26 protein-coding genes are annotated in these 25,791 nt (G+C 30.0%); all 26 read left to right on the forward strand.

All coding sequences use genetic code 11. The features are described 5' to 3' along the window. Positions 1 to 156: 156 nt before the first annotated feature. The gene (gene ptb, locus KGF52_RS05265; protein WP_227434525.1) at positions 157 to 1,059 is read left to right on the forward strand and encodes a phosphate butyryltransferase; all 903 of its coding nucleotides are present in this window, start codon (positions 157 to 159) and stop codon (positions 1,057 to 1,059) included. Between the two features lie 21 nt (positions 1,060 to 1,080). Then, positions 1,081 to 2,160, forward strand: coding sequence for a butyrate kinase (buk, locus tag KGF52_RS05270; RefSeq protein ID WP_227839387.1), 1,080 nt, complete (start codon positions 1,081 to 1,083; stop codon positions 2,158 to 2,160). Further along, positions 2,150 to 2,827: an ATP-binding protein gene (locus tag KGF52_RS05275; protein ID WP_227839388.1), complete on the forward strand. Its 678-nt coding sequence runs from the start codon at positions 2,150 to 2,152 to the stop codon at positions 2,825 to 2,827. The genes buk and KGF52_RS05275 overlap by 11 nt, the downstream gene beginning before the upstream one ends. Positions 2,828 to 2,869: 42 nt before the next feature. After that, a complete protein-coding gene (locus tag KGF52_RS05280) occupies positions 2,870 to 3,085 on the forward strand; it encodes a 4Fe-4S binding protein (protein WP_227434528.1) in 216 nt (71 codons plus the stop codon). A gap of 29 nt (positions 3,086 to 3,114) precedes the next feature. Beyond that, entirely contained in the window at positions 3,115 to 4,194 is a 1,080-nt protein-coding gene (locus KGF52_RS05285; RefSeq protein ID WP_227434529.1) for a 3-methyl-2-oxobutanoate dehydrogenase subunit VorB, read from the forward strand. Further along, positions 4,194 to 4,946, forward strand: a complete 753-nt coding sequence (locus KGF52_RS05290; protein ID WP_227827895.1) for a thiamine pyrophosphate-dependent enzyme — start codon at positions 4,194 to 4,196, stop codon at positions 4,944 to 4,946. Before KGF52_RS05285 ends, KGF52_RS05290 begins: the two co-directional genes overlap by 1 nt. Then, positions 4,947 to 5,504 (forward strand): 2-oxoacid:acceptor oxidoreductase family protein, encoded by a 558-nt coding sequence (locus KGF52_RS05295; protein ID WP_227839389.1) that lies wholly within the window; start codon positions 4,947 to 4,949, stop codon positions 5,502 to 5,504. A gap of 170 nt (positions 5,505 to 5,674) precedes the next feature. After that, positions 5,675 to 7,021, forward strand: a complete 1,347-nt coding sequence (gene glmM, locus KGF52_RS05300; protein WP_227839390.1) for a phosphoglucosamine mutase — start codon at positions 5,675 to 5,677, stop codon at positions 7,019 to 7,021. A gap of 267 nt (positions 7,022 to 7,288) precedes the next feature. Further along, a complete protein-coding gene (glmS, locus tag KGF52_RS05305; RefSeq protein WP_227839391.1) occupies positions 7,289 to 9,121 on the forward strand; it encodes a glutamine--fructose-6-phosphate transaminase (isomerizing) in 1,833 nt (610 codons plus the stop codon). Between the two features lie 186 nt (positions 9,122 to 9,307). Continuing rightward, positions 9,308 to 10,384, forward strand: coding sequence for a (Fe-S)-binding protein (locus KGF52_RS05310; protein ID WP_413927388.1), 1,077 nt, complete (start codon positions 9,308 to 9,310; stop codon positions 10,382 to 10,384). A gap of 28 nt (positions 10,385 to 10,412) precedes the next feature. After that, on the forward strand, positions 10,413 to 11,009 hold the full coding sequence (locus KGF52_RS05315; RefSeq protein ID WP_227827891.1) for a CDP-alcohol phosphatidyltransferase family protein: 597 nt from the start codon (positions 10,413 to 10,415) through the stop codon (positions 11,007 to 11,009). Between the two features lie 23 nt (positions 11,010 to 11,032). Continuing rightward, on the forward strand, positions 11,033 to 12,250 hold the full coding sequence (locus tag KGF52_RS05320; protein ID WP_227839392.1) for an ABC transporter substrate-binding protein: 1,218 nt from the start codon (positions 11,033 to 11,035) through the stop codon (positions 12,248 to 12,250). Continuing rightward, positions 12,240 to 13,115, forward strand: coding sequence for an ABC transporter permease subunit (locus KGF52_RS05325; protein WP_227839393.1), 876 nt, complete (start codon positions 12,240 to 12,242; stop codon positions 13,113 to 13,115). Before KGF52_RS05320 ends, KGF52_RS05325 begins: the two co-directional genes overlap by 11 nt. Positions 13,116 to 13,123: 8 nt before the next feature. Next, positions 13,124 to 13,918 (forward strand): ABC transporter permease subunit, encoded by a 795-nt coding sequence (locus KGF52_RS05330; RefSeq protein ID WP_227839394.1) that lies wholly within the window; start codon positions 13,124 to 13,126, stop codon positions 13,916 to 13,918. 20 nt (positions 13,919 to 13,938) lie between these two features. Then, on the forward strand, positions 13,939 to 14,976 hold the full coding sequence (locus tag KGF52_RS05335; RefSeq protein ID WP_227839395.1) for an ABC transporter ATP-binding protein: 1,038 nt from the start codon (positions 13,939 to 13,941) through the stop codon (positions 14,974 to 14,976). Between the two features lie 135 nt (positions 14,977 to 15,111). Next, positions 15,112 to 15,852 (forward strand): rhodanese-like domain-containing protein, encoded by a 741-nt coding sequence (locus KGF52_RS05340; protein ID WP_227839396.1) that lies wholly within the window; start codon positions 15,112 to 15,114, stop codon positions 15,850 to 15,852. Between the two features lie 42 nt (positions 15,853 to 15,894). After that, positions 15,895 to 17,196 carry a rhodanese-like domain-containing protein gene (locus KGF52_RS05345; protein WP_227839397.1) on the forward strand — a complete coding sequence of 434 codons (1,302 nt, stop codon included), beginning with the start codon at positions 15,895 to 15,897 and terminating at the stop codon, positions 17,194 to 17,196. Between the two features lie 185 nt (positions 17,197 to 17,381). Beyond that, on the forward strand, positions 17,382 to 18,251 hold the full coding sequence (locus KGF52_RS05350; protein ID WP_227839398.1) for a 4Fe-4S binding protein: 870 nt from the start codon (positions 17,382 to 17,384) through the stop codon (positions 18,249 to 18,251). A gap of 85 nt (positions 18,252 to 18,336) precedes the next feature. After that, positions 18,337 to 19,074, forward strand: coding sequence for a YwmB family TATA-box binding protein (locus KGF52_RS05355; RefSeq protein ID WP_227839399.1), 738 nt, complete (start codon positions 18,337 to 18,339; stop codon positions 19,072 to 19,074). A 20-nt stretch (positions 19,075 to 19,094) separates the two neighbouring features. Further along, the gene (gene murA / locus KGF52_RS05360) at positions 19,095 to 20,348 is read left to right on the forward strand and encodes a UDP-N-acetylglucosamine 1-carboxyvinyltransferase (RefSeq protein WP_227839400.1); all 1,254 of its coding nucleotides are present in this window, start codon (positions 19,095 to 19,097) and stop codon (positions 20,346 to 20,348) included. 86 nt (positions 20,349 to 20,434) lie between these two features. Then, the gene (gene spoIID / locus KGF52_RS05365) at positions 20,435 to 21,499 is read left to right on the forward strand and encodes a stage II sporulation protein D (protein WP_227839401.1); all 1,065 of its coding nucleotides are present in this window, start codon (positions 20,435 to 20,437) and stop codon (positions 21,497 to 21,499) included. A 65-nt stretch (positions 21,500 to 21,564) separates the two neighbouring features. Further along, positions 21,565 to 22,233 (forward strand): M23 family metallopeptidase, encoded by a 669-nt coding sequence (locus tag KGF52_RS05370; protein WP_227434544.1) that lies wholly within the window; start codon positions 21,565 to 21,567, stop codon positions 22,231 to 22,233. A 97-nt stretch (positions 22,234 to 22,330) separates the two neighbouring features. Continuing rightward, positions 22,331 to 22,591 carry a sporulation transcriptional regulator SpoIIID gene (gene spoIIID / locus KGF52_RS05375; RefSeq protein WP_044212029.1) on the forward strand — a complete coding sequence of 87 codons (261 nt, stop codon included), beginning with the start codon at positions 22,331 to 22,333 and terminating at the stop codon, positions 22,589 to 22,591. Between the two features lie 197 nt (positions 22,592 to 22,788). After that, positions 22,789 to 23,808 carry a rod shape-determining protein gene (locus tag KGF52_RS05380; protein WP_003425449.1) on the forward strand — a complete coding sequence of 340 codons (1,020 nt, stop codon included), beginning with the start codon at positions 22,789 to 22,791 and terminating at the stop codon, positions 23,806 to 23,808. 82 nt (positions 23,809 to 23,890) lie between these two features. Continuing rightward, complete coding sequence (locus KGF52_RS05385) at positions 23,891 to 24,517, forward strand: IS607 family transposase (RefSeq protein ID WP_227839402.1); 627 nt, start codon at positions 23,891 to 23,893, stop codon at positions 24,515 to 24,517. Then, on the forward strand, positions 24,489 to 25,652 hold the full coding sequence (locus tag KGF52_RS05390; RefSeq protein WP_227839425.1) for a transposase: 1,164 nt from the start codon (positions 24,489 to 24,491) through the stop codon (positions 25,650 to 25,652). The genes KGF52_RS05385 and KGF52_RS05390 overlap by 29 nt, the downstream gene beginning before the upstream one ends. Positions 25,653 to 25,791 lie beyond the last annotated feature (139 nt).

Below are 25,791 nucleotides of genomic sequence, written 5' to 3' on the forward strand. Positions count from 1 at the left end.
GTGTTAGATATATGAAAAAAGACTGATAAATAGATTAAATAAATATTTTTGAATTAAATATTTCAATTATCCCTAGGAAAACGTTGCTGAACGAGTTATAATTTAATTGAGATATAAAAATTCTATTTCAAAAAATTCAAGATGAGGTGGAAATGCATGAGAAGTTTTGAAGAAGTAATTAAGTTTGCAAAAGAAAGAGGACCTAAAACTATATCAGTAGCATGTTGTCAAGATAAAGAAGTTTTAATGGCAGTTGAAATGGCTAGAAAAGAAAAAATAGCAAATGCCATTTTAATAGGTGATATAGAAAAGACTAAAGAAATTGCAAAAAGCATAGACATGGATATCGAAAATTATGAAGTAATAGATATAAAAGATTTAGCAGAAGCATCTCTAAAATCTGTTGAATTAGTTTCACAAGGAAAAGCCGATATGGTAATGAAAGGGTTAGTAGACACATCAATAATACTAAAAGCAGTTTTAAACAAAGAAGTAGGTCTTAGAACTGGTAATGTATTAAGCCACGTAGCAGTATTTGATGTAGAGGGGTATGACAGATTATTTTTCGTAACTGATGCAGCTATGAACTTAGCTCCTGATACAAATACTAAAAAGCAAATCATAGAAAATGCTTGCACAGTAGCACATTCATTAGATATAAGTGAACCAAAAGTTGCTGCAATATGCGCAAAAGAAAAAGTAAATCCAAAAATGAAAGATACAGTTGAAGCTAAAGAACTTGAAGAAATGTATGAAAGAGGAGAAATCAAAGGTTGTATGGTAGGTGGACCTTTTGCAATAGATAATGCAGTGTCTTTAGAAGCAGCTAAACATAAAGGTATAGATCATCCTGTAGCAGGAAGAGCTGATATATTATTGGCTCCAGACATCGAAGGTGGTAATATATTATATAAAGCTTTAGTATTTTTCTCAAAATCAAAAAATGCAGGAGTTATAGTTGGAGCTAAAGCACCAATAATATTAACTTCTAGAGCAGATAGTGAAGAAACTAAACTTAACTCAATAGCTTTGGGCGTTTTAATGGCAGCAAAGGCTTAAATTTAAGGGGGAAATAGGCAAATGAGCAAAATATTTAAAATCTTAACAATAAATCCTGGTTCGACATCAACTAAAATAGCTGTATTTGATAATGAGGATTTAGTATTTGAAAAAACACTAAGACACTCTTCTGAAGAAATAGGAAAATATGAGAAGGTTTCAGACCAATTTGAATTTCGTAAACAAGTAATAGAAGAAGCACTAAAAGAAGGTGGAGTAAAAACATCTGACTTAGATGCTGTAGTAGGTAGAGGTGGTCTTCTTAAGCCTATAAAAGGTGGAACTTACTCAGTAAGTGACGTTATGATAGAAGATTTAAAAGTAGGAGTTTTAGGAGAACATGCTTCAAATTTAGGTGGTATAATAGCAAAACAAATAGGTGATGAAGTTAATGTTCCTTCATACATAGTAGACCCAGTTGTTGTGGACGAACTAGAAGAGATTGCTAGAATTTCTGGTATGCCTGAAATAAGTAGAGCAAGTGTAGTACATGCTTTAAATCAAAAGGCAATAGCAAGAAGATATGCTAAAGAGATAAACACAAAATATGAAGATATAAATCTTATAGTTGCACATATGGGTGGAGGAGTTTCTGTTGGAGCTCATAAAAATGGTAGAATAGTAGATGTTGCAAACGCATTAGATGGAGAAGGACCTTTCTCTCCAGAAAGAAGTGGTGGATTACCAGTAGGAGCATTAGTAAAAATGTGCTTCAGTGGAGAATATACTCAAGATGAAATTAAAAAGAAAATAAAAGGTAATGGTGGATTAGTTGCATACTTAAATACTAATGATGCTAGAGAAGTTGAAGAAAGAATTGAAGCTGGTGATGAAAAAGCTAAATTAGTATACGAAGCTATGGCATATCAAATCTCTAAAGAAATAGGAGCTAATGCTGCAGTTCTTAAGGGAGATGTAAAAGCAATATTATTAACTGGTGGAATCGCATATTCAAAAATGTTTACAGATATGATTGCAGATAGAGTTAAATTCATAGCAGATGTAAAAGTTTATCCAGGTGAAGATGAAATGATTGCATTAGCTCAAGGTGGACTTAGAGTCTTAACTGGTGAAGAAGAGGCTCAAGTTTATGATAACTAATGATAAAAGAATAAGAATCATAACAGGTCACTATGGAAGTGGTAAAAGTGAATTTGCGATGAACTATGTTGTTAAATTAAGAGAGATGGTTTCTGGCAAAGTTGCTATATCCGATTTGGATGTGGTGAATGTATATTTTAGAACTAGAGAAAAGAAAGAGCTAATGAAATCTTTAGGTATACAACCAATAGATAGTTCGATTAATGCTCCAACATTAGATTTACCAGCAGTATCAGCAGAGGTAATGTCACCTATGGTTGACCATTCATACAATTCTGTTATAGACTTAGGCGGAGATAATGTAGGTGCTAGAGTTATAGGAGGATTTAGTCATTTATTAAAAGAAGGCGACTATGACATGCTTTTTGTAATAAATGCAAATAGGGAGAAAACTCAAACTTCTGAAGAAGTTATCCAATATATAAAGGAAATAGAGAAATCTTCTAAACTAAAGGTAACAGGTCTAATTAATAATACTCATCTTATTAGGTTTACTACTATTGATGATGTTTTAAGAGGTCAAAAAGTTGCAGAAGAAGTTTCTAAGGAATGTAATATACCAATAAGATATGTTGCATGCTTAGAAAATCTTGTTGAACAATTACCAAAAGATTTAGAGGGAGAAATTTTTCCGATAAAATTATATATGAGAGAAGACTGGATGTAGTTTGGGCTCAAATATATAGAAAGTTTAAGGAGGCTTAGGTAAATGGCTAAAGGAAAAGTATCTTTTAATCAAGAACGTTGTAAAGGTTGTGGATTATGTGTTGAAGCATGTCCAGTAAAAATCATACAATTAGACTCAAACACAATAAACAAAAAAGGTTATAACCCAGCAACTGTTTCTGAAATGGAAAAATGCATAGGATGTGCAAGTTGTGCAACTATGTGTCCAGATGTAGTTATAACAGTAGAAAGAGATTAATTTAAATTAATATTTAAGGGGGAATTTTAATGGCTAAGATACTTATGAAAGGTAACGAAGCATTTGGAAAAGCAGCTATAGAAGCTGGTTGCAAATATTTCTTCGGTTACCCAATAACTCCACAAAGTGAATTACCAGAATATTTATCAAGAGAGTTACCTAAAATAGGTGGAGCGTTCGTTCAAGCTGAATCAGAAGTTTCTGCGATAAACATGGTTTATGGTGGAGCAGGTGCAGGAGCAAGAGTTATGACTTCTTCATCTTCACCAGGAGTTGCTTTAAAACAAGAAGGTATAACATATGCAGTAGGAGCAGAAGTTCCTTGTGTTGTACTTAACGTAATGAGAGGTGGTCCAGGACTTGGAAGTATACAACCTTCACAAGCTGACTACTTTATGTCTACAAGAGGTGGAGGAAACGGAGACTACAGAACTCCAGTATTCGCACCAGCTACAGTTCAAGAAGCTGTTGATATGATAATGGAAGCTTTTGATGTTGCAGATTACTACAGATCACCTGTTATGGTAGTTGCAGATGGTATGATAGGTCAAATGATGGAACCAGTTGAATTCAAAGCTCCTGAAAAGAAAAGAGAATTGCCTCCTAAAGATTGGGCAACTGTTGGAACTAAAGGAAAAAGAGTACCTAATGTAATAAACTCTTTATACTTAGAGCCAGAAGTATTAGAAGATCACTGTTGGCACTTAGAAGCTAAATTCAATGAAATGGAAAAAAATGAAGTACAATATGAAATGTACAAAACAGAAGACGCTGAATTTATATTTGCAGCTTATGGAACTACTTCAAGAATAGTGAAAAGTGCAATTGATATATTAAGAGAAGAAGGAATAAAAGCAGGTCTTATAAGACCTAAAGTATTATGGCCATTCCCATTTGAAGCATTTGACCAAATCCCTAGTGCTAGAAACATATTAACTGTTGAAATGAGTATGGGACAAATGGTGGAAGATGTAAAAATGGCAGTAGAAGGTAAATTACCAGTTTACTTCCATGGAAGACCAGGAGGAATGACTCCAACACCAGCAGAAATAGTTGAAAAAGCTAAAAAAATTATTGCCGGAGAATTGGTTGCAGGAGGTGCTAGATAATGGCTGTTGTATTTAAGAAAACTCAAGGGTTACAAGATACTCAAACTCACTACTGTCCAGGATGTACACATGGTATAATCCATAGATTAGTTGGTGAAGTATTAGAAGAATTAGGAGTATTAGGTGATGCTGTAGGTGTTGTTCCAGTTGGATGTTCAGTTTTAGGATATAAATATTTTAACTGTGACACTCAAGAAGCAGCTCATGGTAGAGCACCAGCTGCTGCTACAGGAATAAAAAGAGTTCATCCTGAAAACACAGTATTCACTTATCAAGGTGATGGAGACTTAGCTTCAATCGGTACTGCTGAAATAGTTCATGCAGCTGCTAGAGGAGAAAAAATAACTACTATATTTGTAAACAATACAACATATGGTATGACTGGTGGACAAATGGCTCCAACTACATTAGTTGGACAAAGAGCTACTACTGCTCAATCAGGAAGAAATGCTGAAACTCAAGGTTATCCAATAAGAGTAAGTGAAATGTTAGCTACATTAACAGGAGCTGTATTCGTAGAAAGAGTAGCAGTTGATACTCCAGCTCATGTTAGACAAGCTAAAAAAGCTATAAAGAAAGCATTCCAAGTTCAACAAGCAGGATTAGGATTTGGAATAGTAGAAGTATTATCTACTTGTCCTACAAACTGGGGACTAGCTCCAAATGATGCTTTACAATGGTTAAGAGACAATATGATACCATACTATCCATTAGGAAATTTCAAAAATGTTGAAGTTGAGGAGGTGAAGTAAATGTCTACAGCTAGAGTAATATGTGCAGGCTTCGGAGGCCAAGGTGTTATGTCTATGGGACAATTACTTACTTATGCAGGAATGTTAGAAGGAAAAGAAGTTTCTTGGTTACCATCTTATGGACCAGAAATGCGTGGAGGTACAGCAAACTGTGCAGTAACTGTATCTAGTGAACCTGTTGGTTCTCCACTTATAACAGATGATGCAACTGCAGCTATATTATTAAATATACCAGCATTTGAAAAATTTAAAGACGATGTTGTACCTGGTGGAAAAATAATAGTAAACAGTTCTTTAATAAAAGAAAAAGTTGAAAGAACAGATGTAGATGTTTATTATATCCCAGCAAATGAATTAGCTGTTGAATTAGGTAATGATAAAGTTGCTAATATGATAATGCTAGGAGCTTACTTAAAAGTAGCTGATACAGTGGATATAGAATCTGTATTAGAAGCATTTAAAAAAGTTTTTGGACCTAGAAAAGAAAAATTTGTTCCATTAAACAGAGAAGCTTTACAAAAAGGTATGGATGCTGCATGTTGTGGAGCAACTAACTAATAAAGAAAAAAGATGTCAAAAAAAAGACAATAGAATTATTTCTATTGTCTTTTTTGCTGAGAAGTATTAAAATATTTTTATGACTGAAATTAAGAATATAATAGTATTTTATGAATTATAAAAATATAATACAAATTACAAGCTTTTCAATTATGAAAGGAGAATATTTAGTGAGAAAGTATTTTGGAACAGATGGAGTTAGAGGAGTAGCAAATACAGAATTAACATGTGATTTAGCATATAGACTTGGTAGAGCTGGTGGATTTGTCTTAGCTCAAGGAGACCATAGAGTAAAAGTAGTAGTAGGCAAAGATACTAGAATATCTGGAGATATGTTGGAGGCATCTTTAATAGCAGGTCTTATGTCTGTTGGATGTGATGTTATTACTGTTGGAATAATACCAACCCCTGCAGTTGCATATTTAACTAGAAAATATGGTGCTGATTGTGGTGTGGTTATATCTGCATCTCATAATCCTGTTGAATATAATGGAATTAAATTCTTTAATAAAAATGGATATAAATTGGATGATGAAATAGAGTTAAAGATAGAAGAATATATAGATGATATAGATAAAGTAGATTGTATGCCAGTTGGTGAAAATGTAGGAAGAAGATTACATGAGCATTATGCACAAAGAGACTATGTAGACTATTTAAAATCAATAATTAACACTGATTTTAGAGGATTAAAGGTGGTTTTGGACTGTGCTAATGGTGCATCGTATAAAGTAGCACCAATAGTATTTGATGAATTAGGAGCAAGTGTAATTTCAATAAATAGTTCACCAGATGGAAACAATATAAATTATAAATGTGGCTCTACACATCCAGAACAACTTCAAAAGGCTGTTTTGGAACATAATGCTGACTTAGGTCTTGCATATGATGGAGATGCTGATAGATTAATTGCAGTAAATGAAGAGGGTCAAATTGTTGATGGAGACCATATAATGATATTGAGTGCTTTAAATTTAAAGAAAAATAATAAATTAGCACAAGATACTTTAGTAGTTACAGTTATGAGTAATATAGGATTAACAATAGCTGCAAAAGAAAATGGAATAAAATTATCTACTACAGCAGTTGGAGATAGATATGTTTTAGAAGATATGGTTAAAAATGGATATAATCTTGGTGGAGAGCAATCTGGACATATGATATTCTTAGATTACAATACTACAGGAGATGGAGTTCTTAGTTCTTTAATACTTGCAAATATAATATTGCAAGAAAAGAAACCTTTATCAGAACTTGCATCAATAATGAGTCAATATCCACAAGTATTAGTGAATGCAACAATAAAAAATGAAAATAAAACCAAATATATGGAATATCCAGAAATAAAAACTGAAATAGAAAGAATAGAATCTATTTTAGATGGAAATGGTAGAGTCTTAATAAGACCATCAGGAACTGAACCATTGGTTAGAGTTATGTTAGAGGGTAAAGAGGAAGGTCAAATAAAAGAATTAGCAACAAATTTAGCTAATCTTATACAAGAAAAATTATCGTAATTTATAAGGGTATTCTCAGATATAAACCCTGAGGACACCTTTCTAAGCGCCAGAACTTAGTTATAGGCACAAGAATTAAGTATTATTGGAACTAAGTTGACGAGGTCAGAGTTAATCGAATTGTCGGCGGATGCTCTGCGGTGTGTTTACCATCGAAAGACTTCTTTAAATAATAGGAGTAATCCTATGGACAAAGGGAAGCCAAAGTAAACTTATATGACCTAACTCTTAAAATATATAAATAATATTTTTAGGAGGACACAAATAATGTGTGGAATAGTTGGATATTTAGGAAGTAGAAAGGCAGCAGAAGTTATCGTAGAGGGGCTTTCTAAGTTAGAGTACAGAGGTTATGACTCAGCAGGAATAGCAGTTAATGGTTCTAATTGTGATGAACTTAATATTAGAAAGTTCAAAGGTAGACTTTCTGTGCTTGCAGAAGATTTAGAAAAAAATCCTATTGATGGAAATTTGGGAATAGGACATACAAGATGGGCAACTCATGGAGAACCCTCTGATGTAAACTCACATCCTCATTTTAATCAAGCTAAAACAATAGCAGTTGTTCATAATGGGATAATAGAAAATTATATGGAAATCAAAGAAGAATTAATTTCTGAAGGTGTTAAATTTGAATCTCAAACAGATACAGAAGTAATAGCACATTTAGTAGATAAATACTATGAAGGTAACTTATTAGACGCTGTATATAAAACTATATCAAAATTAAGAGGAGCTTATGCATTAGGTGTTATATGTAAAGATCATGGAAATGAATTAGTTGCAGTAAGAAAAGATAGTCCTCTTGTAGTTGGTGTGGGTGAAGGCGAAAACTTTATAGCATCAGATATACCTGCTTTATTAAAATATACTAGAGATGTTTATTTCTTAGACAATGGAGAGATAGTTCACCTAAAAGATGAAAATGTAACAATTTATGATTCTAATAGAAATCTTGTAGAAAAAGAAGTATTCCATGTAACATGGGATGTAGAAGCTGCATCTAAAGGTGGATATGATTACTTTATGTCAAAAGAAATACATGAGCAACCAACAGGAGTTAGAGATACTCTAGAAAGAAGACTTGATGATAATGGAAATATAATTTTAGATAGCATAAATATTTCTAAAGAAGATTTAGATAAAATAAATAAAGTTTATATAGTAGCTTGTGGAACAGCATATAATGCTGGATTACTTGGTAAGTATGCTATAGAAAAATTTGTAAATATACCAGTAATAACTGATATAGCGTCAGAATTTAGATATAGTGACCCATTTGTAGATGAAAACTCATTAGTAATATTAGTTAGCCAATCTGGTGAAACAGCAGACACTTTAGCAGTATTAAGAGATTCAAAAGCTAAAGGAGCAAGAATACTTTCAATAACTAATGTTGTAGGTTCATCTATAGCAAGAGAATCAGATGATGTTTTCTATACTTGGGCAGGACCTGAAGTAGCAGTTGCATCAACTAAGGCATATACAACTCAAATAACTTCTTTATATATGATAGCTTTAGATTTTGCTATTAAAAAAGGAACAATAACTAGAGAATTTTATGATAGTATGATTTCTAAGATGAAAGAAATACCATCAAAAATACAAGAAATATTAGACAATGAGGAATATATAAAAGAAGTTGCTAAAACAGTTGTTAGCTCTGACCATGCTTTCTATTTAGGAAGAGGTATAGATTATAGTTTAGCAATGGAAGGTTCATTGAAATTAAAAGAAATATCATATATACATGCAGAAGCTTTTGCAGCAGGAGAATTAAAACATGGAACAATAGCATTAATAGAAAAAGGAACTCCTGTAATTGCTATAGCTACTCAAGAAAAATTATTTGAAAAAATGGTTTCTAATATGGAAGAAGTAAGAGCAAGAGGAGCTTATGTCGTAGCAATTGCTCAAAGTCATAACAAAGACGTTGAAAAAGCTGCTGAAAAAATAATATATATACCAAACTCAGATGATATTTTATCACCAATATTAGCAGTTGTACCAATGCAATTACTTGCTTATCATGTTTCTGTACTAAGAGGTTGCGATGTAGATAAACCAAGAAACTTAGCTAAATCAGTAACAGTTGAATAAAAATATATTAAAAATTGCATAGATAATATCTATTAGAAAAAACTCATTCTATTTGTTATAATTTTATAGAATGAGTTTTTTATTATAGAAAAAAACTATTAATCAATCTGGAGGTGTATTTGTATAAAAGAAGTAAAGCTAAAACTAGAGACATTAAAAAAAATCGAAAAAAATAACAATGATTGTATAAATTGCAAAAAATGTTTTAAAGTATGTCCTATGATGAAAGAATTTGGAGACTCACCAAGAGCACTTATGATAGATATTTTACAAAATAAATCAATAAATAAAAATATGCCATATTCCTGTATGTTATGTGGAATATGCAAGGTGGAGTGTCCAAAAGATATAGATTTAAAAGAAATGTTTTTTGATGTAAGGAAAGAAATATTCCATGATAATCAAAAAGAATTAAATGATATAGGATATAGAACAATAAAATTTCATCAAACTAATAGTTTCTCTCCATTATTCTCAAAACAATTTATTAAAAAAAACACTAAAAAGATTTTTTTCCCAGGATGTAGCCTTTCTAGCTATAGTAGTGACTTAGTATTAGAAACATATAAATATTTAGAAAATCATATAGAAAATATATCTTTAGCTTTTGAATGTTGTGGCAAGCCAACTTTAGCTATGGGAGATACAAATAAATTTGATGAATATTATTCTAAAATAGACAAGCTATTTAGAGAAAATGATATAGATGAGGTAATCGTAGCTTGTCCAAATTGTTTTAATACTATAAGAAATAACAGTGATATAAAAGTGATTTCAATATGGGAGGTGATAAAAGAATATGGGCTTCCAGAAAATCTAAAAAATCATTATGATGATTTAAATCAGGAATTTTTATTACATGACCCATGCCCTATAAGAAATGAGCATAATATACATGAGTCAGTCAGAGATATACTGGGTTTTATGGGAATAAAAATAATTGAATTTGAAAAAAATAGAGAAAACACAGAATGTTGTGGCTCTGGAGGTATGGTAAGGGTTACTAATAATGAAGTTGCTATAAACCAGACCAAAAGTAGAGCAAATAATGAAAAAACAGATTATGTAATCTCATACTGTCAATCTTGTTGTGAGTCTATGTTAATGGCAGATAAAAAAGTACTACATGTATTAGATTTTATTTTTGATGTTGATGTTATAAACAAAAATAAATTAACCCAGAAAAAAACATCATCTATTAAAAAATGGAGCACAAGGTATAAAGGAATAGCATTAGCAAAGAAGATGAATATAGAAACTTAATAAATGCACATAAAAAGTATATAAGCTAATGAAAGGAAATGATATGTTAGATACACATGCAAGAAAATATGTAGAGCCATTTATAAGCAAAGGAGCAGAGTTCTTTTTAAAACTTAAATTAACCCCAAATAACGTAACAATAATAGCGCTTATAGTTGGAATATCTACGTCTTTATTTATATATCTCGATATGAAAGTGCTAGCAATAATTACATTATGGGTTTCAGGATACTTAGATGCTGTAGATGGTGATATGGCTAGAAGTAGTAATAAAACATCCTTATTTGGAACATTAATGGATATTACTTTTGATAGAATAGTAGAAATAAGTATGATTTTAGTATTTGGTTTGAAGATGATTGATGTAAGATTAAATCTAATGATTCTTTTAAGTAGTATTCTTATGTCAATGACTATATTTTTAACTGTTGGTGCTTTAACTGATAAAAAAGGTATGAAATCATTTTATTATCAAGCTGGCGTAGCTGAAAGGAGTGAGGGATTTATACTTTTTACTTTGATGATTTTATTTCAAAGTTATATTGGGATGATAGCAAATCTATTTTCTATAGTAGTTTTATTTACAGCAGTTCAAAGACTATTAGAAGCAAAAAAAATATTATAAATTAATTTTCGAGAGGGGAAAAAATGAAAAAAAGGATATTAACAATACTATTATGTTTAGGACTTATATTTGGATTGGTAGGGTGCTCAAATAACGATAAAAAAGAAGAGCCTCAAAAAGACATATTAGAAAGTAGCAATGAAGAGATTTTAAAATCTGCAAAAGGTACAACAGTTAACTTTTATGGATATGGTGGAAATGAAGTAATGAATAAATGGTTTGATAGTTATGTAATTCCAAAGATGAAAGAAGACTATGACATAACTGTAAAAAGAGTAGGAATGGATATAGAAAACATTCTTAATAAACTATTGTCAGAAAAACAAGCTGGAAGTGCTAAGGGTACTATAGATGTGGTTTGGATAAATGGAGAAAACTTTAAAACAGCAAAAGAGAATAAATTGTTATTTGGACCTTTTGTAGAGAAACTTTCTAATTATGAAAAGTATGTTGATTCATCTTCTGAAGATATTACTACAGATTTCGGAGTTAAGGTAGAGGGGATGGAAGCTCCTTGGGGTAAATCTCAATTTGCAGTTGTAACAGATACATCTAAGATTAATACAAAAATAACTGATGCAGAAACACTAAAAGAAGCAATTGTATCTAATCCTGGAAAATTTACTTATCCAGCTCCACCAGATTTTACAGGAAGTGCATTTGTTAGAAATATAATATATGATGTAGTAGGATATGATAAAGTAAAAAATTTACCAGAAGATGAAGCTAAAGTAAAACAAGCCATACAACCAGCTATGGATTATCTTAAAGAAATAAAACCATACTTATGGAATAAAGGTAAAACTTATCCTGCGACATCTTCCCAGTTAGATAATATGTATTCAGATAATGAAACTTATTTTACAATGACTTATGCTCCAAATGTATTATTAGGAAGAATAGAAAATGGAGAGTTTAGCAAATCTACAAAAGCAATAGAATTTGAAAAAGGAAATATAAGTAACACACACTTTGTTGCTATACCAGATAATTCTCAAAATAAAGAAGGTGCAATAGCGTTAATAGATTTCTTGATGAGTATAGATGCACAATCCTCTAAGACAGAAACTAAAAATTGGGGAGATACATCTGTTTTAGATATGAAAAAGATTCCAAGTGAAGATGTTAAGAAATTTAGTGAAACTATAGTATTAAAAAATTCAGTTCCAGAATTAAAAGCAGGAATAGTTCCAATAATAGAAAAAATATGGACTCAAGAGGTACTAGAAAGTGAAAAGTAAAATAATTAATGATAAAATAATTCCATATTTATTAATAGCACCTGTATCTATCATCTTGATACTTATAATGGGTGTAGGAATTATAAATTGCATCTCGCAAAGTCTAGGATTTTTTCCTCAGATTGGTCTTGAGCAAATTACATTAAGTTATTATAGAGAAATTTTTAGAGATTCTAATTTTTTAGAATCTCTTATCTTTAGTTTGAAGATTTCTTTAGTGTCATCGATTTTAGCTGTTATTATAGGTATACTTTTAGCATACATAATGTCTCAAAATAGATTTTCTAAAGTTAGATATATGATTCTAAATATTCCACTAGTAGTTCCACATATAATAGTTGTATTATTGGTATTTATAATATTTTCTCAAACAGGTATAATTTCAAGAGTATTTTACTTTTTCAATATAATAAAGGATTCATCTGAATTTATACCAATGGTTTCTGATAAAAATGGAATAGGGATAATTTTAGTTTATCTGTGGAAAGGAATACCATATATAACACTAATGGTTTATAATATACTGAAAAATATAAATGATAATCTACAACACGTATCTATAAATTTAGGTGCAAGTAAACTTCAAACTTTTAGATATATAGTGTTGCCGCTTGCTATGCCCACAATAATTTCTTCATTTATAATAATTTTTGCCTTTTCGTTTGGTTCTTTTGAAGTTCCTTTTTTAATAGGAGCATCAACTCCAAAAGCATTACCAGTTCAAGCATATCTGAGTTATGCTAGCTCAGATTTAATGCAAAGACCAATCTCAATGTGTATCAATGTTTTATTATCTGGAATAAGTTTTATACTATTAATAATTTATGATAGATTTTTTAATAAAATATCAAAATATAATGTATAGGAGTATCTATGAGTAAAAAATTTAATATAATTCTTAATATCCTGTTTGTAGTTATTATAACTCCTATAATATTATTGACAATATGGGGAGTTGTAAATACATGGCCATTTCCAAATCTTTTACCTAATGAATTTTCATTAAGAGGATTTAGATATATTTTAGATATAAGTAATCTGAATATTATTTTGAGAAGTATTATAATATCAATAACTGTAGTCTTAGTCACTATTTTATTAAGCATACCAGCATCCAAAGCATTAGCATTATATAACTTTAAAGGAAAAAGGTTTTGTGAGTTACTGATATTGTCTCCAATTATAATTCCACTAATATCTGTTGCTATGGGCATACATATAGCATTTATAAGAATAGGTCTAGCCAATAATATTTTGGGAGTAATTATTATAAATATACTTCCATGCATACCATATTCAGTTCGAATAATAACAGATGTTTATAAATTAATAGGTGATAATTTAGAAATACAAGCGAGAGTACTTGGAGCAAGTAGATTTAATACATTTAGATATGTGACTTTCCCTTTGATTTTGCCAGGGATATTGGGTGCATCAAGTATGTCTTTCATAATATCATTTAGTCAATATTTTTTGACTCTTCTTATAGGTGGAGGTAGTGTCATAACCTATCCAATGATTATGTTTCCATATATACAAAGTGGAGACAGGACAATAGCATCTTTGTATAGTATGGTTTTTTTAATAATAAGTTTATTTATCTTGATAATAATAGAATACAATGTAAAAAAGAAATATAAACATATTCAAAATACAAGGCTATTTTAGTACGATTGGAGGTGTAACAATTGTCATCAGTTAAACTTATAAATTTATGTAAGAGTTTTAACAAAATAAAAGTTTTAAACAATATGAATTTGGATATAAAAGAAGGAGAAATAGTTTCTCTTTTAGGCCCATCAGGTTGTGGAAAAAGTACTACTCTAAAATTAATTGCTGGTATTCTACATCCTGATTACGGAGACATACTTTTAAATAATGAATCAGTATTAGATATACCTATAGGAAAAAGAGATACTGTAATAGTTTTTCAAGATTATTTACTATTTCCACATATGACTTTATATGAAAATATAGAATTTGGTCTTAAAATGAAAAAAATAAACAAGAATATAAGACAAAGTAAAGTAAATGAGCTTATAAATTTAGTTAAGCTAAAAGGATATGAAAATAAATATCCAAACGAACTCTCAGGAGGACAACAACAACGTGTTGCAATAGCAAGGTCTTTAGCAATAAATCCAAAGGTACTGTTATTAGATGAGCCATTTTCAAATTTAGATATTAATTTACGCAATGAAATGAGAGAATTTGTATTAGGATTACAAAAACATCTAAAGATAACAACGGTATTAGTAACACATGACAAAGAAGAAGCATTGATGATGAGTGATAGAATAGCAGTTATGTTAAATGGTGAGGTTAAACAATTCGACAAGCCAGATAACCTTTATGAAAATCCCAAAAGTAAAGAAGTTGCAAATATATTTGGAGAAAAAAATTATTTAATAGGAAATATAAGAAACGGAGAATTTGTAAATGATATAATTTCTATTAAATTAGATAAATATAAAAATATAAATATAGATAATGTAGAATTAATGATACCAAAAGAAAGTATAATCCTAAAAGCGATTAATAATGATGTAGGAAGAGAAGGGATTATATTAAGAAAGAGATATGCAGGAGATAAAATTTACTATGATGTAGATATTGACGGAACTGTATTAAAAGCTAGTAGTAACAATAATTTATATGAAATAAATGAAAAGGTAAATGTATTTATAGAACAAAGAAAAATTCTATTCTTTCCTATTGAATTATAGAAAAAAACTATAACTGTAATCAAGTAAATAAGTATCAAATATATTTTAATTTTGTTATAATGAATTCGAATACTATAATAAAATAAGATTTTATATCAAAAAAGGGAATATTTTTAATATTTGGAGGGTAATTTTATGAAATTTAGTAAAAGATTTAAAGTTTTAGCTATTGGTTTAACTTTAGTATTAACATTAGGGAGTGTAGTTGGTTGTGATTCTAAAGAATCAGAAAAACCAAAAGAATCTTCTCAAAGTCAAGATAAGACTAGTTATAAAGAAGCCACAGGAGAAGAGGCTGTAAAAATGATGAAGAAAAATAAAGAGTTATTGATATTAGATGTAAGAGGTGCAGACGACTATGCTAAAGGTCATATTATAAATGGTATAAATATATCAGTGGATGATTTAGAAGGTAAATTAAGTGATTTAGAAGGATATAAGGATAAAACTATATTAGCGTATTGTAACTCAGGTAAAAAAAGTGCAAAAGCGGCTGAAATATTAATAAAAAATGGATTTAAAGATGTTTATAATGCAGAAGGTGTAAAAGATTTTGATTATGGACTAGTTACATATAATGATATAACTGCGCCTGAAATGTTAAAGTTAATAAGCGAAAATAAAGATGCTATAGTGATAGATGCTAGAAAGGCAAAGGAATTTGAAACTGGACATTTAAAAGAAGCTATCAATATACCATTAGAAGACACAGAAAAGAAAATGGGAGAACTTGATAAAAATAAGGATATAATCTTATACTGTAGAACTGGAAACAGAAGTGGACAAGCAGCTAAAATACTTTCAGAGAATGGATTTACAAAAGTATATAATTCAATTGATGGTGTAGATGAATATGATTTTGATTTAGTTAAATAGATTAAAATAATAAAAGATTGCTTAGAAATCGGAGTACAAATTATGTCAAAAAAATTCAGAGAAGAAATAGAAGAAGATTTTTGTGTTAATGTTAAATCAATTTCTACAGAAGATTTGAAAGAGAAAGTACAAGAAGAATCTTGGGTTATAGTTGATACTCGCTTAAATGATGCATATAATGGCTGGAAATTAGATGGAGTAAAAAGAGGAGGACATATAAGAGGAGCAGTAGATTTTTCTGCGAATTGGTTATATGTAGACTCAGATAAAAAAGATAAGGTACTAGAACAAGCACTAAAAACAAAAGGTATTGATTTAGATAAAAATATAGTACTATATGATGCTAATGGAAAAGATGCTTTACTTGTAGCTACTTACTTATCTAAAAAAGGATATAAAAATCTATATAAATATGATATTAAACAATGGGCAAATAATGAAAATCTTCCAATGGAAAGATATAAGAATTATCAAATGATAGTACCTGCTTCTATAATAAAAGATATTTTGGATGGAAAAATTCCAGAGACATTTGAACATTCTAAGAATATAAAAATGATTGAAGCAAGTTGGGGAGAAGAAAAAGAATCTTATGCAAAAGGGCATATACCTACAAGTGTTCATATAAATACTGATATTATAGAACCTCCTCCAACATGGATGCTTACTAATGATGATAATTTGGCCAAATTTGCTTTAGACTATGGATTTACAAAAGATGATACTGTGATAGTTTCAAGTAGTGCATCTATGGCTTCTTATAGAATTGCTACTATATTACGATATATAGGAGTAAGAGATGTAAGAGTTTTGAATGGCGGAATAAACTCATGGTTATCAGAAGGATATGAGTTGGAGTTAACTAGCAATCCAAAGAGTTCATGTACTACTTTTGGGGCAAATATACCAGCTAATCCACAACTAATTGTTAGTATACCAGAATTAAAGCAAAAGCTAAGAGATAAAAATAAATTTACGTTAGTGGACAATCGTTCTTGGGATGAACATATAGGTAAAATATCTGGATATAGCTATTATGATAAAAAAGGGCGTATACCAGGAGCCTTATATGGTTATGCAGGTAGTGACAGTGTATCACTAGAAGAGTATCGTAATATAGATAACACAATGAGAAATCAATATGAGATATTGGAAATGTGGGATAAAGAAAATATAGATACTAATAAACAACTTGCATTTATGTGTGGCAGTGGATGGCGTGCTGCAGAGGTATTAACATATGCAAATGTTATGGGATTTGAAAATACTTCTCTCTATAGTGATGGATGGATGGGATGGAGTCTTGATGATTCAAATCCAATTGAAATAGGAGATTTAAAATAGAATTTTGTAAAAAATACAATATAATTGTTTAAAATGAAGGTATATTCAGTTTATTAAGTTGAATATACCTTTGTTATGTTTTAAAATATAAACATAGTTAGAATATGCTTATATAGATGTACACTTATTTAAACATATTATTAGCAATATAGAATTATAAATTTATATATTATGAGGTGTGAAATATGATTAGTAAAGATGAAAAAGCAAGGTTAAAAGCTGAAGGTATATTAGCTCAAAGCCAAGAAGGGTATTTCTCAATAAGAATATTGAGTAGAGCAGGAAACTTTACAGCAGAACAGCTTATCAACTTATCAAAGTTATCTGAAAAATATGGTAGAGGTTATTTAGGTGTTACTACTAGATTAGCTGTTGAAATACCATGGATAAAGTATGAAGATATAGATTTAATGAAGGAAGATTTAAAAGCTGTAGGGCTAAAGCATGGTGGTACGGGTAAAAAAGTAAGACCATTAGTCGCATGTAAGGGTACTGTATGCCAACATGGAATATATGATACACAAGAATTATGTGGAAAGTTACATGATTCATATTTTGGATATGATTTACCATCTAAAACTAAAATTACATTAGTTGGATGTCCAAATAACTGTGCAAAGGCGAATACTAATGATGTGGGTATAGTAGGTCAAGTATATGTAAAATTTAATGAAGAGAAATGTAAAAATTGTGGATTGTGTACATCATCCTGTAGACAAAAAGCAGTTTATATGGAAGATAAGAAATTAGTGTGGAATAAAGAAGAATGTGTAAATTGTGGAAAGTGTGCTCAAGCATGTCCATTTGGAGCTATGGAAGTTGATAAAAAAGGACTAGCTGTTTATCTTGGTGGTAGAATGGGAAGAGGCTATAGATTTGGAGATAGACTTAGTAATTTGTATACAGAAGATAATATAGAAGAATTAGTGCAAGATGTATTTTATACATATAAACAATTAGCAAGTCCAGGAGAAAGAATAAGTAAAGTATTAGAGAGAATTGGAATTGAAGAGTTTGAAAAACATTTATTGAATATAAAATTACAAAATGCATAAAAATACATAATGATGAAGTATATCTCTCTTAAATTTGTTAATAATTCTGTTATAGAGAAAAACAAATTTAAGGGGGATTTTTATTATGAAGATAATAAAATTAGTTGTAAGTTTTTTTATGTTAATGGCTATAGGCATGACAATATCTTATGCGGATACAAGCATAAATACTAGATATAATAAACTAATTAGTGCTCTTGAAACTTCAGAGGCTGATTTTAAATATTATAATATGAAAATTAATTCTGTTATAAATTATAATTTATCAAATAAAGAATTACATAATATTTTTCTAGAAATAATTAACAATCTAAAGCTAGATGAAAAAGGAATAAATTGGAATGAAAAAGGGTATGGCGATAAAATACAATTATGTGCTACTATAAAAGATAGCGATAAAGAAATTTCTATAAAAGGAATAAATAAAAATAATAAAGAAAGCTACATAATAGTTGACATATTGGACAACAAAGTATATAAACATAAAGAGGATATTTATAGTAGTGTAGAAAATGTGTTAAATAAATATTCATCTCAAGTAGATGTATCTGCTTGTGTTGTTGGAGAATACACAAAAAGGTTACAAAACCACAAATATGATGATATTTTACAAAAAATATTATATAATATGAGTGCTAAGCAAATAGATAAAGTGAAAGACGTAAACTTTTTATCTATAACAGCATATAGTAAAGTATTAAATGATGATGATTTAGAATATTTAGGGGAAAAAATCAATTTAAATATAGGAATTAAATATAATGAGGACGATGGAAAAACACTCATATATATTGCCACACCAATTATAAAATTAGATTATTAATTATGAGGAGATCAGAAAATATGGCTAAGATAATAGTAAAAAAGAGTAATCCACTTAAAGGTAGTGTTAAAATAGATGGCGCAAAAAATGCAGTTTTACCAATAATAGCAGCAACTTTATTAGCAAACGGGAAATCAACTTTAAATGGAGTCCCAAATTTGAGAGATGTTCATGTTATATCAGATTTATTGAGACATGTAGGAGCAGAAGTTGAATATAAAGAAAATGTACTTACTGTTGACGCAAGTAATATAAAAACTTGTGAAGCTCCATATGAGCTTGTAAGAAAGATGAGAGCTTCTTTTTTGGTTATGGGACCATTACTTGCTAGATTTAATAGTACAAAAATTTCTATGCCAGGAGGATGTGCTATAGGAACGAGACCTATAGATTTACATTTAAAAGGATTTAAAGCTTTAGGTGCAAAAATAGAAATGGACCATGGTTTTGTTGAAGCTGCAACAGAAAAATTAGTAGGAAATAAATTGTATTTAGATTTCCCATCTGTTGGAGCTACTGAAAATATAATGATGACAGCTTCTTTAGCAGAAGGAACTACAATAATAGAAAATGCAGCAGAAGAACCAGAAATAGTTGACTTAGCTAATTTCTTAAATGAAATGGGAGCAGATGTTAAAGGTGCAGGTACTAACACTATAAAGATAAAAGGTGTTAAGGAGTTAAAAGGAGCAGAACATAACGTAATTCCAGACAGAATAGAAGCAGCAACTTATATGGTTGCAGCAGCTATGACAAAAGGTGACATAACAGTTGAAAATGTTTTAATGGAGCATTTAAAGCCAGTTGTAGCTAAATTAAGAGAAGCAGGTTGTGAAATTACAGAGATGGACAATTCTGTTAGAGTAGTAGGTCCAAAGGTATTAAAGCCAATAGACATAAAGACTTTACCACATCCAGGGTTTCCTACAGATGTGCAAGCTCAGTTTATGGCTATGCTTACTGTAGCTAATGGAACTGGTGTAGTTATAGAAACTGTTTTTGAAAATAGATTTATGCATGTTGCTGAATTCAATAGAATGGGTGCTAATATAAAAATAGATGGAAGAAGTGCGGTTGTTAATGGAGTAGATGAATTACACGGTGCAGCAGTAAATGCTACTGATTTAAGAGCAGGAGCAGCGCTTATTTTATGCGGTCTTATAGCAGAAGGAGAAACTCAAATAGGAGAAATATACCATATTCAAAGAGGTTATGTTGATATAGATAAAAAGATAACAGCATTAGGTGGTCAAATCAAAATAGTAGAAGATTAATAATTGGTTTAGATAAGTAAGTTATAAATTGATAGGGTTGTTCATATACTTAAATACAAGGTTTTAAAAGCTAAGGAGGAGAGTATATGAAGAACCCATTGGTTGTTTTGTTAGGATTTGTAACTTGCTCTGTGTTAGTCCCTTCATTGATAACTTTAGTTTCTTACAAAAATGTGGAACTAACTGAAAAACCAGAGAAAGTAGTATCTATAAACAAAACCATTAAAAAAAATGATATTAAAGATGAAAGTAAGAAAGAAGAGAAAAAGGTAGTAAACTATGAAACTGTAGACAAAAAAACACCAGTTATAAATGTCTATAATCACATATCAGGTAAAGTTGAAAAAATGGACATGGAAAACTATCTATGTGGAGTACTAGCTGGTGAGATGTCCTCGGATTTTGATATAGAGGCTTTAAAAGCCCAAGCTGTAGCAGCTAGAACGTATGTAGTATATAAGCAAGAACATGGGAAATCAAGTAAACATAAAAATGCAGTGGTATGTACTGATTATAAACACTGTCAAGAGTACAAGAGTTATGCTACTCTTAAAAAGTTGAATGGTGAAGAATGGATTAAAAATAAGTATTCTAAAATTCAAAACGCAGTTAAAGGTACTAAGGGGCAGATAATAACTTATAATGATAAGGCTATACTTCCTCTTTATTTCTCTACCTCTTCAGGGAAAACAGAGAATAGTGAAGAAGTATTTGCATCAAAATATCCTTATTTAAAATCTGTAGAAAGCCCATATGATAAGTATTCTCCAAAATTTGCATCAACACTTAAAATCAGCAATACAGATTTTGTCAAGAGTCTTAGAAAGTCTTATAGTAGTATTGTAATAGATGTGAATAATTTGAGTAAACAAGTTGCAATAACTAAAAGAAGCGATGCTGGAACTGTAGAAAAAATAAAATTAGGAAACAAAGAAGTAACAGGTAAAGATGTAAGAACTGTTTTTAACTTAAATTCTGCAAACTTTGATATAAAATTTGGAGAAGGATACATAGATTTTGTAGTAAAAGGATATGGTCATGGTGTTGGTATGAGCCAATGGGGAGCTGAAGGTATGGCAGAAGAAGGCTATAAATACTATGATATATTATCACATTACTATACTGATACAAAAATAAAAGATATATACTAATAATTGTATAAAATACCAAAAACACGTCAATAATCCAAATGTAGAAATATATTTGGAGGTGCGAAATGAAGAAAAAACTGTTAGAAAAAGATGGTTTTTATTTATCTTTATTTGTATGTGTTTGTTTATTAGCAGTAGGTGGAGTTTGGTTTACAAATAATAATGTAGATAAATTAGCTTCTAATAAAGGCATGATAGAAAAATCTAATAAAGATAGTGAAGAGGAAATACATTTAATTGAAAAAGATAAGAAAGATGCTATCCCTACTGCGACAGATTCAAAACAAAACTTAGAAAAAGCTAAGGCAAAAGAAGAAAATAAGTCAAGTACAACAAAATTAAATTACATTGGTGATAAGATAATAAGAGAGTATTCAGAAAAAGAACCTAGTTATTCTAAAACATTGGATGTTTGGGAAACTCATAAAGGTATAGATGTTAGTTGTACTAAAGGTAAAGAAATAAAATCTCTATTAAACGGAATGGTAGTAGATGTATTTGATGATGAAGAATATGGAAAATCAGTAAAAATAAAAAGCGACAATAATACTGTAGTAGTATATTCAAATCTAGATGAAAATGTTAGTGTTAAGAAGAATCAGAAAGTAACAGAAGGACAATCACTAGGTACTGTAGGAAGTACTTCTCAGATAGAAAGTGAAGAAGGTATACATGTGCATTTAGAAGCATATAATGGAGAAAAATCTATAGACCCAATGAGTCTAATTAAGTAAAAGTATAACAAGTTTAATCATATTTGGTTAAGCTTGTTATATTTTTTGGTGTTTTTACATATATATCATTAAAGCTATTATGTGAGGGGGGTAATCTTTGAGATCTCATATAGAGGAAAGAGCCATAGTGGTAGCAAAATATATACTTGAAAAAAACACTACAGTAAGACAAACAGCCAAGACATTTGGAGTAAGTAAAAGTACAATTCACAAGGATGTTACAGAAAGATTGAAGGAAATAAATCCATCCCTTGCCAAAGAAGTTAAAAGTGTGCTAGACAAAAATAAATCAGAGAGACATATTAGAGGGGGATTAGCAACGAAATTAAAGTATGAGAAGGAACATAAAAAAATGTAGGTTAAAAACCTACTTTTTTTATTACATTAAATTATTATAAGAAATATATTAGATAATTATAAATAGCAAAAGAATAATACCCTCAAAACATTTATTTTCTCTTGATTAAAGCGAGATTTTTGTATATGCTTTATTATAGGAGTATTAATAAATAGGCTTATAATATAATCTAATATATAAATGAAGGAGTTGAAAAAATGGCTGGAGCTGATATAGGCATAGATTTAGGTACTGCAAATGTACTTGTTTATGTTAGTGGTAAGGGAATCGTTTTAGAAGAACCATCTGTTGTTGCAATAGACAACAGAACAGATTCTGTTTTAGCTGTAGGAGAAGAGGCTAAAAAAATGATAGGAAGAACACCAGGTAATATAGTTGCAATAAGACCTTTAAGAGATGGTGTAATTTCAGATTATGATGTAACTGAGAAGATGTTAAAATCTTTTATAGATAAGATAGTTGATAAAAAGGGATTTGGAAGATTTTTCATGCCTAGAATTATGGTATGTGTGCCAACAGGTGTTACAGAAGTAGAAAAGAGAGCAGTAGAGGATGCAACTAGACAAGCTGGGGCTAGAGAAGTATATATCATAGAAGAGCCAATAGCAGCAGCTATAGGAGCTGGTGTAGACATATCACAACCTAATGGTAATATGATTATAGATATTGGTGGAGGAACTGTAGATATAGCCGTAATATCACTAGGAGGAGCAGTTGTAAGTGAATCTATAAAAGTTGGTGGAGACCGATTTGATGATGCTATAGTTAAGTACATGAAAAAACAACATAATCTTCTTATTGGAGAAAGAACAGCAGAAAAAATTAAGTTTGAAATTGGCTCTGCATTTAAGAGAGAAGAAGAAAAGTATATGAAAATAACAGGAAGGAATCTGATTACAGGTCTTCCTAGTTCTATAACTATAAACTCAACAGAAATGTTAGAAGCCCTTAGAGAATGTGTTGAACAAATAGTTGTTGCAACGCATGCTGTTTTAGAAAAAACACCACCTGAATTAGCAGCAGATATAGGAGATGTTGGTATAATAATGACTGGCGGAGGCTCATTATTATATGGATTAGATAAAATAATAGAACAGAGAACAGGAATAACTGTTACAATAGCAGATGAACCACTATCTTGTGTTGCGAAAGGAACAGGGATTGCTTTGGGCTCAATAGATTTACTTGAAACAGGTGGGTCTTTCAAAAGAAAATAATTAGGAGTTGTAATTAGAAAATAAAAATATATTTAAATATAATCAAATATAGTATAATATAATCACAGAAAGGTGTGATTATATGAGTAAACATTATAAACCTAAAGAATTTGCAGAATTATTAAATATGTCAGTTATAACTCTGCAAAGATGGGATAATGATGGTAAATTAAAGGCATTTAGAACGCCTACGAATAGAAGGTATTACACTCATGAACAATATCTAGAATATACAGGAATACATAAAGAAACAGATAATAGAAAAGTAGTTATTTATACAAGGGTTTCAACCTCTAATCAAAAAGATGATTTAAAAAATCAAGTTGAATTTCTTAGACAATATGCTAATTCTAAAGGAATAATAGTAGATGAAGTCATTGAGGATTATGGAAGTGGGTTAAATTATAATCGCAAAAAATGGAATAAACTTATTGATAGTTGTATGACTAATGAAGTAAGTAGAATTATCATAACTCATAAAGATAGATTTATTCGTTTCGGATATGATTGGTTTGAAAGATTTTTAACTAAATTCAATGTAGAGATTATAGTTGTAAATAATGAAAGTCTTTCACCTCAAGAAGAATTAGTTCAAGATATAATATCAATACTTCATATTTTTAGTTGTCGCATATATGGATTAAAAAAATACAAGAAAAAGATTAGAGAGGATGAAGATGTTGAAAAGAGCATACAAGATAGAGATTAACCCCTCTGATGAACAAAAATCTAAAATACACAAAACTATTGGTGTATCAAGGTTTATATACAACTTCTATATTGCTCATAGTAAAGAGCTTTATGAAAAAGACGGAAAATTTGTGAGTGGTATGGACTTTTCTAAATGGATAAATAACGAGTATGTACCTAATAATCAAGATATGAAATGGATTAAAGAAGTATCTTCTAAAGCTATTAAACAAGCTATTATGAATGGGGATAAAGCCTTTAAAGACTTTTTTAAAGGTGCTAAAGGCTTTCCTAAGTTCAAGAAAAAGAAAAATCAAGATGTAAAAGCATATTTCCCTAAGAATAATAAGACTGATTGGACTATTGAAAGGCATAGAGTTAAAATACCTACTCTTGGGTGGGTAAGATTAAAAGAATTTGGATATATACCAACAAATTCAATAGTTAAAAGTGGTACAGTAAGTCAAAAATCTAATAGATACTATGTATCTATATTAGTTGAGGAAGATGATATTCAAGTATCTAAATGTACTAATGAAGGAATAGGTATTTACTTAGGAATTAAAGATTTTGCAATATGTTCAAATGGAAGTAAATTTAAAAATATAAATAAGACTTCAACTATCAAAAAAGTTGAAAAGAAATTAAAAAGAGAGCAAAGAAAACTTTCAAGAAAATATGAGAGTTTAAAAGTAAGAAATAAAAATATAAAAGAAGGAGTAGCTACTCGTCAAAATATCCAAAAACAGATAGCCAAAGTACAAAAAATTCATCAAAGATTAGCTAATATAAGAACTGATTATATTAATAAAACAGTATTTCAGGTAACAGAGCAAAAGCCAAGCTATATAACTATTGAAGATTTAAATGTTAGTGGAATGATGAAGAATAAGCATTTATCAAAGGCTATATCAAGTCAAAAGTTCTTTGAATTTAGAACTAAACTAACTGCTAAGTGTAAACAAAATAATATAGAACTTAGAGTAGCTGATAGATGGTATCCATCATCAAAGATTTGTAGCCAATGTGGTGAGGTTAATAAAGGTTTAAAGCTTAAAGATAGAGTGTACAAATGTAGTTGTGGTTTATCTATTGATAGAGATTTAAATGCAGGTCTTAATCTTAAAAATGCTAAAAAATATAAGATAGCTTAAAATCAAAGTGATTCGCCCACACGCGGCTTAAAAGTACTTATATATGTACGGAGGGCTAACTTCGGAATTTAAGCCTTTGGAGAACTATACTAAATCGTAGTAGCTTAGGCAAGGCGAGGTTCAGTGAAGAAGGAAAAAT

The sequence above is a fragment of the Clostridioides sp. ZZV15-6597 genome (assembly GCF_020657815.1).
Lineage (GTDB): Bacteria > Bacillota > Clostridia > Peptostreptococcales > Peptostreptococcaceae > Clostridioides.